This is a genomic window from Sphingosinicella microcystinivorans, assembly GCF_003634215.1.
In the GTDB taxonomy this organism is placed as follows: domain Bacteria; phylum Pseudomonadota; class Alphaproteobacteria; order Sphingomonadales; family Sphingomonadaceae; genus Sphingosinicella; species Sphingosinicella microcystinivorans.
In genome coordinates, this window is the sequence record NZ_RBWX01000002.1 from 1 (window position 1) to 10,173 (window position 10,173).

Sequence of the window (10,173 nt, forward strand, 5' to 3'; positions counted from 1 at the left end):
AGCCATCTGGATCATAAAATCACCAGCGCCGATCACCCTCGGCGCAACGAGACCTGCTGGCCTTTTCACGCTACGCCTTCCCAACATAGGACGTTATCTGATCGTAGGTGTGCCGCCCGAATGGCTGACGATGGCAGGTTGGTTTGCGATCAGCGGCCTGATTTGGATCTTGTTGCGAAATGACATCCGAGCCTTGCCGGAAAATCAGCGAGCGATGCTAATCAGCGGCCGGGCCTGATTGCATGGCCCAAGGCTGGAATCGGGCCATTCGCGCAGAGACCTAACACCCTAACCGGAGGCCCTCTACATCGGAAGGCTTGGGGCCCCGGTCTATTGGCTTGCCAATGACCGTGCCGACTATGTCTTTACGGGCGAATGGGCATCGCGCTGTGTTGCCGCGGTGCGAGCTGATGGCGGCAATATGACGCACACGGATTTGAGTGCTTACAGACCGATTTGGTCCGCGCCGACTATTTTTCAGCAAGACAGTTTCGAGCTTACAATTTTTGGCCCGCCAAGTGAGGGCGGACTCGCTGCGGCAGAATGCCTTAACCTTGCGACCGCGGCGCAGATACCGGCGCTTGGGCCTTGGTGGCAGAGCGCCGAAAGTCTGCGGCGCATCGCACTATGCTGTGGCGCAACCGGCGGCATGCGGTACGAATCTGCGGCTGAACTAGCTGCGATGTTTCCAGGTATCGATATGTCGGCGGAAGCAACGTTGGAGAAAAATCATGCTGAGCGCCTTTGGGAACGGCTCGACAGTCCCGATGGCCCCATCCATTTAGCCCGGGCCGGCACCCATACTGATGATGTTGTTGCAGCGGACAGATGGGGCAACATGGTGTCGCTGTGCCATAGCATCAATTGCCTGATGTGGGGCCGAACTGCGATTGTTGTGGTCGGCATAACGATTGGCGATCTCGCCTCTTATATACAGACACAGATTGCGGCGATCCCGCCTGTCTCAGCGCTTGCGAACCCCATGCAGTTAAGGATGCTTCTGCGTGATGGACAGGTCCATACGGCATGGTCTTCTATGGGGGGCGGCCTTCATTATATGACCGCGCAGTCACTGCTCGCCATGATGCAATTCCATCTGCCGCTTGAAGAAGTTTCAGCAATGCCGCGGCTGTTGTCTCCTTCCTCGCCGGATCGTGAACAAACCCACTTGCGTCTACGAGTGGTAGAGGGTAAATTCTCGGAGGAAGTGCTCGCGGCGTTCGGCCTCGACGTGAAGCGCCTTCCACCGAAGGGAGCCCGCTTCTCACAGGGGCTTTGGGTTGGCATTGGGCGCGATCCGACTGGTCGATTTTGCGCTGTATCACCAAAGTATGGGAATGGGCGGGCCGTTGCCTTTTAAGGCCTCAAACATGACCCTCCCAGCCATTTGCATTTACATCACAAGTTCTTTGCGGTTTCTTTAAGCTTATTTCGATCAACCTTCCCAATTGGCAATAATGGAAGTTCATCAACGATGACTAAGCGTTTCGGGATTTTGTAATTTGCCAGTTGATCTCGGCACCAGGAAATAATGTCATCTGGCTCTAAGGGTGAATTAGCGACGACAAAAGCTATGCCGACTTCCTGCCATGTCGCATCGGGTGCACACACGACAACCGCAGAGTCCACCTGCGGATGACTCTCCAGGGTGATCTCCACTTCTCGTGGGTAGACATTGTATCCGCCAGATTTGAACATTTCCTTTATTCGTCCAGAGATCTTCAAGGTTCCGTCTGCCCTGAATATGCCCAAGTCACCCGTCCTGAAGAAATTTTCATTGGTGTAGGACGAAGATGTGACCTCTGGTAAGTTAAGGTAACCTGTAAAATTGTAGATGGAGCGCGCGACTATTTCTCCAATTTCGCCCAACTCAACGTCGTGATCATTTTCATCAAGAATGCGCAACTCTACTCCTGGGAATGGCATTCCTACGGAGTAAAGGAGCATGTCACGGTCTCGGCAGGGCGGGGTTGCCGCCATCGCACTTGTTGTCTCAGTCATACCGTAATTAGTCGCGAGTAAGGGAAAGCGTGCCAATAACTTATCAAGCATGTCCTCCGAAATCGCCGCACCTTCCCATATACAGAGTTGCACAGCGGATAAATCAGAGGTTTCCCATTCCGGGCAGGCCATTTGCAGCGCAAAAACACTTGGAATAGAGCCAAGCCAAGTGATCCTCTCTTCGCAAGCAACTTCAATAGAGCGCTTCGCGTCAAACTGTTCCATGAAAACAATGGTTCCGCCCTGCACGATAGCCGGGACAGAGATATCGACCGTGCAACCTACGTGGTTGATAGGGAAGTAATTCAGGCATCGATGCGGGTTAACCTGCCAGAGCCGGGCTTGCTCTAGGCTAAAGGCAATGATCCCTTCATGATGCAGCAGTGCGCCCTTCGGCTTCCCTGTTGAACCCGATGTGTAGACAAGAAGGCAGGGCTGACGACCGCCAGATGCGAAACGGCGACTTGATAACTGATCATCTGTGACCGCATAACCGGCTGCTATGAATGCATCATAACCCCCAAACTTGCTGTCTTTCTGATCGAAGAGTTCGATAACAGGAACGTTGCGGCCGTTGAGCTGGGAGAGACTGACCAGATCGTCATAATAATCGCGAGACCCAACTCGCGACTTGGCAAAAATCAAGACGGGCTGAGCATCACCCACAACATAGGACAATTCCCCAAGTTGATAACGGGGATTTAGCCCCATCCAGATCGCGCCGATCCCGCTAGCTGCCGCAAACATCACCATGAATCTGGGGGATGGTGTGTCGAGCATCGCGACCCGATCGCCGGGCTTGACGCCCATCGCGATGAGTGACTTGGCGACAGCGTCGACTTGTCTGGCATATTCGGAATATGTCAGCCGATCGCCACCGTCTGCTATGAGTGCTTCCCGATCGGGAAATGCATTCGCGAATGAGCGCACGAAATCGCAAATCCTATGGCCAACTGCATTTACATCGTTGAAGTCCGTCATTGTCCCTCCGGTCGTCATGGTGGAAGTAAGGCTTGACATGCGGATTTAATGAGGTCAACCTCATTTACATTGAAGGAGTCCGATATGAACATTGCTAAAGAGGCTTATAATCCGATTTTGTCTGGCTGCTCAGGAGATGTCCTCGGCATATCAGACTGGGTAAGAATCGATCAGGCGATGATTGACAAATTCGGCGAGCTGACCCATGACATTGATCCTATGCATATGGACCCCGAATGGGCGACCAGATCCGGACCTTTCGGGGGCACCACCGCTTACGGCTTTTTGACCATTTCGATGCTCACGCACCTGTTTCGATCCATGGTCGAGCAGGATTTGCGCAACACCGACTTTGGGCTATTCCTGAACTATGGCTTTGACAAACTGAGGCTTGTCTCACCTGTGCCAAGCGGCTCGCGCATTCGGGGGCGGTTCGAGCATGGAGGCATTCGCGAAGATGATGGCGGTCGCCGTATCGTCAAAATCCTGTGTGAAGTCGAAGTAGAGGGTCAAGAACGGCCTGCACTCGTTTGTGAGTGGCTTTCGGCTTGGCTCCCACCCGAAAGCTGTGGTGAAAGCGGTTTATCGGCTTGAAAGCCGTGGGAGTAGATTGCCGCTTCAAAGGCGGATCTCCTTGGTCGATGCCATTCAAGGTTTAAACCTCAATCTTTTTGATAGTCGCGCGCTCGGGTGACGGTATGTCCGGCGAATGCTCTCGGGCATGCAGCTGGATCACGCCAGATAGGTCACGTGTCGCGCCGCGCCAGTGCGTGCAGTTACAGGCGACTTGGCAGGGAGTAGTATGATGAAGATTCAGATTTTCCGTGATTTTACCATCACACTGCTCGTGAGCTGCGCTGCATTGTTTGCCGGTGTCGCCGCTGCCAGTGAAGGTTCGGCGAAGCGCCACAGCGATCAGTCATACTACTTGGCGATGCACGACGGGGTCTCCCTGGCCATTAGTCTCTATTTCCCTAAGTCATGGCAGACCGGCGCAAAGGTTCCCGCCGTGCTGATGCAGACGCGCTACGGACGGGCAGGACTCGGGACCTGGGTCAGAACGCAGCGCTGGCTTGACGACGGATACGTCGTTGTCGCGTTGGATACGCGCGGGTCGACCGCGTCGTTTGGCCAGCGACTCACAGAGTTGTCGCCGCAGGAGATCGCCGACGTCGACGAAATTGTGCGACATGTTAAGTCGCAGCCTTGGAGCTCCGGCCAAGTATTCGTTGCCGGGCAGTCCTACGCGGCCGACACGGCCGATCTGGCAACTTCACGTCCGGCAGCCGACCTTCTCGGCGGTGTCATTCACGAGTCGGAATTCGACATCTATGCGCATTTGATGGCCCCGGGTGGCGTCATCAATCGCGGGTTTCTGACTGAATGGGGAAAAATCACGCGCGGCATGGACCTGGGGCGCGGCGGCTTCGACCCGGATGCGCCGCCACGCAACTGCCTCGTGCAGGTAAACGACTGCGCCGCGCTGTATCCTATCCTTCAGCCAGTGGACAACGATAAGGACTACGCACGGCTGCGTGCGGCACTGGCCGGCAAGAACCGCTGGCTGAGTGAGGATCTGCTGAACATCACCTTCCGTGACGATAAGGGACACAACGGCTACGGACTGTTTGACATCTCTCCAGTCGCGCAACTGGATGGTCTGCGTCAGGCAAAGGTGCCGGTCCAATACTGGGGTTCCTGGATCGACGGCGGAACCGCCGAGTCGGTGCTCGCGCGCTTCCGAACCTTGCCGCAGGTTCCGATGGAGGTCTGGATCACGGCGAACGACCACAGCAACTTCCGTAATGCCGATCCGTTCTTTCCCGATGTAACCGAGCCGAAACCGGCCTTGTCGGACCAGCTTGACCTACAGACTCGATTCGTGCGCGAGCGGCTGGCCGGGAAGAAGATAGCCCGACAGATTCATTACTACGTGCTAGGTGCCGGCGAGTTTAGGACGACATCCGTTTGGCCCGTGCCGGATGCTCAGCCCTGGAAGCTACATCTCGCCGCTGACGGCTCGCTTGCCGAGCAGGCAGGCGCTGCAGGTCGTGTAATCCACGACGTCGATCTGACGGTCGGCACGGGTCCGCGGACGCGTTGGTCGACCCAGAACGGCACCCCGCCGGCCTACGGCGACCGGCAGGAAATAGATCGCCGTCTGCTCACGTTTGACTCGGCACCGGTAGACAAAGCTACGGAAATTGTTGGGACGCCAGTTGTCTCGCTGGTGTTATCTACCCGAAGCGATGATCCCGCTGTGTTTGCATACTTAGAGGACGTGGCCCCTGATGGGCGGGTGACTTACGTGACGGAGGGAATGTTTCGGGCAATCCATCGTCGACCGGCGGATCGCTCATCGTTGCCGTACGACCAGGGTCCCGCTGCCCACAGCTTTAAGCGCGAAGATGCTGAGCTGGTACACCCGGGTGAAACGATGACGCTCGAGTTTCCGCTCATGCCAGTCGCCGCACTGATACGTCCGGGCCACCGGCTGCGCCTTGCCATCGCTGGAGCCGACAAGGACTGGTTCACCATCTACTCGAACGGGGGGAGCGAGCGCTTCGACGTCAGCATAGGCGAGGGAGGCAGTCACGTGATTCTCCCGGCTCGTCCCTGGCGATGAAGGCCCGGTGCCCATCGCTAGTGCGCGGCAACTGCACGAGACCAGCAACCAGGAGGCCTGAGGGCGCGGTTTCCTGCCTGCCGCTGGGAACAATAGGGGATCTCAGTGATTGCGCGAACGGTTTCTATCCAGGCCTCTCGTAGGCCGGGAATGCAATCGTTAACCTCCGATAGATCAAGATCGGCACAGCCTATGCCTTCTTGATCTTCTCGGCCGTTGTATAATTATCGTGCAAGGGATTCTATCATCAAACCTTTGAATGATGTTCCAAAGGCGACCGTATCAGGATAATCGAGCTGAAGCTCATCATGTCTTCGCGATCATGTCAGAAGCACCGGTTCTATTCCAAGATCGCCTCGATCAAACGTGGTCCCTTTTGCGAAAGTGCCGCGATAAGCGCACTGCGAAAATCTTCGGTCGTTGTAGCGCGGACCGCAGGAACGCCCATGCCTTCCGATATCTGAGTCCAGGTCAAACTGGGATTTTTCAGGTCAAGCATCGAGAGCGCTTTCGGCCCTGGGTTCTCAACGCCCACGCGCAATAGCTCAATGTTGAGTATCGCATATGAGCCATTATTGAGCACGATGGTGGTGATATCCAAATTCTCACGCGCCATCGTCCATAGAGCCTGTAGCGTGTACATCCCTGAGCCGTCCGCTTGTAGCGCAATGACTTTCCGGTTGGGGCACGCCACCGCTGCGCCAACGGCGAGTGGGAGGCCCTGACCAATGGCGCCACCTGTCAGTTGAAGCCAATCGTGGGGCTTCGCTCCAGCGCTCATGTTCATGACATTTGCACTTTGGGTCGCGCCCTCGTCGGAAACGATCGCATTTTCGGGCATCAGCTCGCCGATTATGGCTCCAAGGCTGGCTCCATCGAGTTTTCCTGGCTTCGCTGGAGTGATGCACGATCGCTGAAGATTAGCCGGGTTGGATGGTGCGTTTAGCAGATCCGCCAACTCGGCCAATGCCGCCTGTACATCCTCGTTTTTTGAGGCAAGGTTAATGATGGTCGCGCCGCTGGGAGACAGCCAGCTTGGCTTGCCAGGGTACGCGAAAAAAGAGACGGGCGCGTCCGCGCCACAAAGCACAATCGTGTCAAAGTCTTTGAGAAAAGCCTCGGCCTGTTCACCAAAATAGGGTAATTTCTCGACTGAAACTCGGCCTACGCCACGCTGGTGACGAGCTACAAAGGTCTCTGCTACTAAGCGACAGCCCGTTGCTGCCGCGATGCGGCCTGCCAAATGCAGTGCGTCGGCTCGTAGAGCCCGCCCGCCAAGAAACAGACATTTCTGGCCATTGACTGCTTTTAAGCCATTTGCAGCAGACGAAATTGCACCCCTGGGTGAATGTGGCGCAGCTGGGACTGTCCGCGAGGCAACCGGCGCTGCGCCATCTGTCCAAGCGTGGTCTGCCGGCGCAATAACCGTGGCCACTTTGCCTGGGTAGCCCATTGCCACGCTGAATGCTTCGGCGCCAGCTTGCGCAAGGTCGCGATTCGATCTTGAAACCCGCGTCCAGTCTGACATGGGGCGGGCAACTCCCGCAGCATCCGTGGTTAGAGGCGCATCAAACTGTAAGTGGTAGGTCGCATGGTCGCCGACCAAGTTGATTATTGGGCTACCAGCTTTCCGAGCATTGTGAAGATTTGCCAGTCCGTTCGCCAGCCCCGGCCCGAGATGAAGTAAGGTAATCGCTGGCTTGTCGGCCATACGTCCATAGCCATCGGCAGCGCCTGTTACGACACCCTCAAATAAGCCAAGAACTGCTCGCATCCCCTGCTGACGATCAATCGCCGCCACCAATTGCATTTCAGAGGTCCCGGGGTTTGCAAAGCAAACGTCTACCCCGCAACCCTGCAATGTTTCTATCAGCGCTTCAGCTCCGTTCACAATCAGAGCCTCCTATTTGTGCATGACTATTACATATTGATCGGATGTTTGAGGCATGTGACTACCAGTATTTGTCCATCCGATTGATGATATCCAGTCCTGCATCTTCTTGGACGAAGTGGCCTGCGTCTTTCATAATGTCGATAGTAGATCCGGGGATCATGCTCGACCAATGCTCGCCATCCGATGGCGGAAAAATGATATCACCGTCTCCCCAGAAAAAGTGCATCGGTAGACCTAACTTGGGCAACGTCTCAAAGCAGTGCTGTTGTCCCAGCGGATCGCCGGCCTGCCCGCCTCGGAATGGCAAGATGCTTGGAAAGCGCCGCGCTCCAGCCTTTGACTCATAACCATCAAATGGTGCCGAATAGCCGGCAAAAGCTTCTCGACGATTGACCTTCGGATTAAGCAAAGATCCAGCGACGATCCTGCCGACATCCATGTCGCCGCCGAGCTCGGCAGGGTCATTTGCACGCGCCGCCCACTGCCGAATTCCTGCTGAATAATTGTATCCGTCGCGATGAAGCCAAGTGCTCATGATAACCACTCGCTCGAACCTTTCGGGCTCATCCACCAGTAGTCGAAGCCCGATGGGCCCGCCCCAGTCCTGCACGAAAAGAGTTACATTTTTCAGATCGAGATCTGCTGCAAGATGGCTCAGGCGACGGACGTGCCCCCGAAGATCGTACCAAGTCTCGTCGGTCGGCTTGTCTGACTTGCCAAATCCAGCATGATCGGGCGCAATGCATCTAAAGCCGCGCGCCACCAGAGCCGGGATCATCTTTCGGTAAAGATAGCTCCAAGTCGGCTCGCCATGGACAAGTAATGCGATGGGGCCGTCTAATGGGCCCTCATCGAGATGATGCAGGCGAAGCCCCTCGACCTCGCGCCAGTTGGGACGGAAGGGATAATCGAGACGTTCAAATGCCTCATCAGGGGTTCGAAATATGTCCACGTCACCTGCTCCAATTTTTCTGAGTCATTACTCATTTATGGCTATCTCCAATCTTGCAAGCTGTCTATGGGAAACGTCTCGAGAGGAACATGGTTGGGAGGGGAAAGTGATGAGCGCGCAGGGCGAATTCAAGGAGCGATTTGTTAACGGCTATGGGTTGGGCTCATTTGCGACTGGTCTATATTCGACCGTGCCGTCTGTGCTGCTGCTTTATTATTGCACGGAAATTTTGAAGATCGCGCCGGCTGCCGCGGGGCTGGTCATTCTCGTTCCCAAATTATGGTCGCTGCTTTGGGATCCTTTGGTCGGCGGCTGGCTTGATCGTTCAAAGCGCCAAATGGCGGCTATGAAAACGGGTGCATTCGGGCTGATCGCTGTCTTTGTGGCATTATTTTCGACGCCTATCCTATCTGAAAAGATGGTCGTTCTCTGGGTCGCCTGCAGCTATTTCCTAATGACGACGCTCTACTCTCTTTTTGCCGTTCCCTACACCGCTTACCCCGCATTAATCGCCTCTCATCGCGAAGATCGTGTGCGCCTGATTAGTCGGCGTATGATGTTTGTGATGCTGGGCGTTTTTTGCGGAGCCGCTGCCGCGCCCTTGATTATTGAAGCAGCTGGCGGCGGGCGGTTCGGCTATTCATCTATGGCAACCATTCTGGCAGCCATATGCGTATTGGCAATGACCACGGCCCTAGCATCAATCCGATCTGGCCCCCCCTTCAAGGAGACTTACGGCGTTGAAGCAGACCTGCCTAGAGAGACGCCGATCGCCCTGCTAATGCAGAACCGAAAATTCCTTTGGCTTTCGATTTCTTTCGTACTTCAGCTGAGCGCGGTTGGGGGGCTCATGGCGATGATCCCCTATATTGTGACGATCGATTTCGCCCGTTCCGAGGGCAATGTTGGGACATCATTGGCGATCATGATCGGTGTCACAATCATTTCTGTGCCCATTTGGGCGCGCATCGCACGTCAATTAGGGGATCGTGGTGCACTGCAACTAGCCAGCCTTCTCTACGCTGTCTCCAGTGTCCTGATCGCTTGTGCGTTTCTGCTTTTGCAGAATTGGTATCTGTTTTGCCTATCTCTCATCGTTTGCGGCTTTTCGTTCGCAGGCCTGCAAGTGCTGCCCTTCACGGCTGTAGCGCACATCATCAACGACACCTCTAGGGGCAGCGGCGCCTTCTTAAATGGCGTTTGGACATCGCTCGAGAAGTCAGGCCTGGCGGTTGGCGCAGCCCTAGGTGCTGCAGCGTTGAGCGTCTTCGAGAGGCAAGAGCCCAACATAAGCGCTTATTTCGTTTTAGTCGTTCCAACCGCCCTCTGTATACTGGCGCTTCCTCTGATACCTAAAATGGCCGTCCCTCGCTGAGAGGACCGCATTGTTTGTTAGTGTAAAATTGCCTTGACCTCGCCCCGCATTTGTATCCGCCCAGAACGAGCGATCTGGCGCTTCATCGACTGGGGTTATGCCCATCTTCCGGCATACCTCAGCAGCCGACACTCCCAGATCTGCTTGGCGCAAGGCGTAGGCAATCTGCTCGCCCGTAAACTTCGACTTCTTCATCAGCAAAACTTCCAGATGCATTAGCTTCAATCTTGCCAGAAATCTCTCATTCTATGGAGTGGGCCCCCTGGGTCGGACACGCGGGATGAGATTGTTTGACCTTGGTGTCGGGCTCTTGGAGAAGAGCCTATGTCGAGACCACACCGATC

The 10,173-nt window shown here is 55.5% G+C and carries 8 protein-coding genes and 1 pseudogene; 5 read left to right on the forward strand and 4 right to left on the reverse strand.

Annotated features, from left to right (window positions below):
* Positions 1–238: hypothetical protein (locus DFR51_RS19105; protein ID WP_207790664.1), on the forward strand; the 238-nt coding region annotated here is incomplete at its 5' end.
* Positions 239–307: 69 nt separating this feature from the next.
* A complete protein-coding gene (locus DFR51_RS00090) occupies positions 308–1,360 on the forward strand; it encodes a gamma-glutamyltransferase (RefSeq protein WP_121047041.1) in 1,053 nt (350 codons plus the stop codon).
* Positions 1,361–1,398: 38 nt separating this feature from the next.
* Here the strand turns inward: DFR51_RS00090 and DFR51_RS00095 are convergent, their stop codons facing one another.
* Positions 1,399–2,982, reverse strand: coding sequence for a class I adenylate-forming enzyme family protein (locus DFR51_RS00095; protein ID WP_160119009.1), 1,584 nt, complete (start codon positions 2,980–2,982; stop codon positions 1,399–1,401).
* 84 nt (positions 2,983–3,066) lie between these two features.
* Between DFR51_RS00095 and DFR51_RS00100 the strand changes: the two genes are divergently transcribed.
* Positions 3,067–3,576 carry a MaoC family dehydratase gene (locus tag DFR51_RS00100; RefSeq protein WP_160119008.1) on the forward strand — a complete coding sequence of 170 codons (510 nt, stop codon included), beginning with the start codon at positions 3,067–3,069 and terminating at the stop codon, positions 3,574–3,576.
* A gap of 211 nt (positions 3,577–3,787) precedes the next feature.
* Entirely contained in the window at positions 3,788–5,608 is a 1,821-nt protein-coding gene (locus tag DFR51_RS00105) for a CocE/NonD family hydrolase (protein WP_170151728.1), read from the forward strand.
* Between the two features lie 340 nt (positions 5,609–5,948).
* Here the strand turns inward: DFR51_RS00105 and DFR51_RS00110 are convergent, their stop codons facing one another.
* Positions 5,949–7,499, reverse strand: coding sequence for an acetolactate synthase large subunit (locus DFR51_RS00110; RefSeq protein WP_121047045.1), 1,551 nt, complete (start codon positions 7,497–7,499; stop codon positions 5,949–5,951).
* Positions 7,500–7,560: 61 nt separating this feature from the next.
* Positions 7,561–8,454 (reverse strand): alpha/beta fold hydrolase, encoded by an 894-nt coding sequence (locus DFR51_RS00115; protein WP_126494427.1) that lies wholly within the window; start codon positions 8,452–8,454, stop codon positions 7,561–7,563.
* 109 nt (positions 8,455–8,563) lie between these two features.
* Here DFR51_RS00115 and DFR51_RS00120 point away from each other — a divergent pair, with 109 nt between their 5' ends.
* Positions 8,564–9,829: an MFS transporter gene (locus tag DFR51_RS00120; protein WP_160119007.1), complete on the forward strand. Its 1,266-nt coding sequence runs from the start codon at positions 8,564–8,566 to the stop codon at positions 9,827–9,829.
* Positions 9,830–9,922: 93 nt separating this feature from the next.
* Here DFR51_RS00120 and DFR51_RS18660 read toward each other — a convergent pair.
* Positions 9,923–10,024, reverse strand: a pseudogene (locus DFR51_RS18660) (transposase); the annotation flags it as partial.
* Positions 10,025–10,173: the final 149 nt, after the last annotated feature.

What these genes read in the sequence shown, in the direction of transcription:
- DFR51_RS00100 (WP_160119008.1), top strand. Translation starts at nt 3,067, where the DNA reads ATGAACATTGCTAAAGAGGCTTATAATCCGATTTTGTCTGGCTGCTCA.
- DFR51_RS00095 (WP_160119009.1), bottom strand. Translation starts at nt 2,982, where the DNA reads ATGACGGACTTCAACGATGTAAATGCAGTTGGCCATAGGATTTGCGAT.
- DFR51_RS00105 (WP_170151728.1), top strand. Translation starts at nt 3,788, where the DNA reads ATGAAGATTCAGATTTTCCGTGATTTTACCATCACACTGCTCGTGAGC.
- DFR51_RS00120 (WP_160119007.1), top strand. Translation starts at nt 8,564, where the DNA reads ATGAGCGCGCAGGGCGAATTCAAGGAGCGATTTGTTAACGGCTATGGG.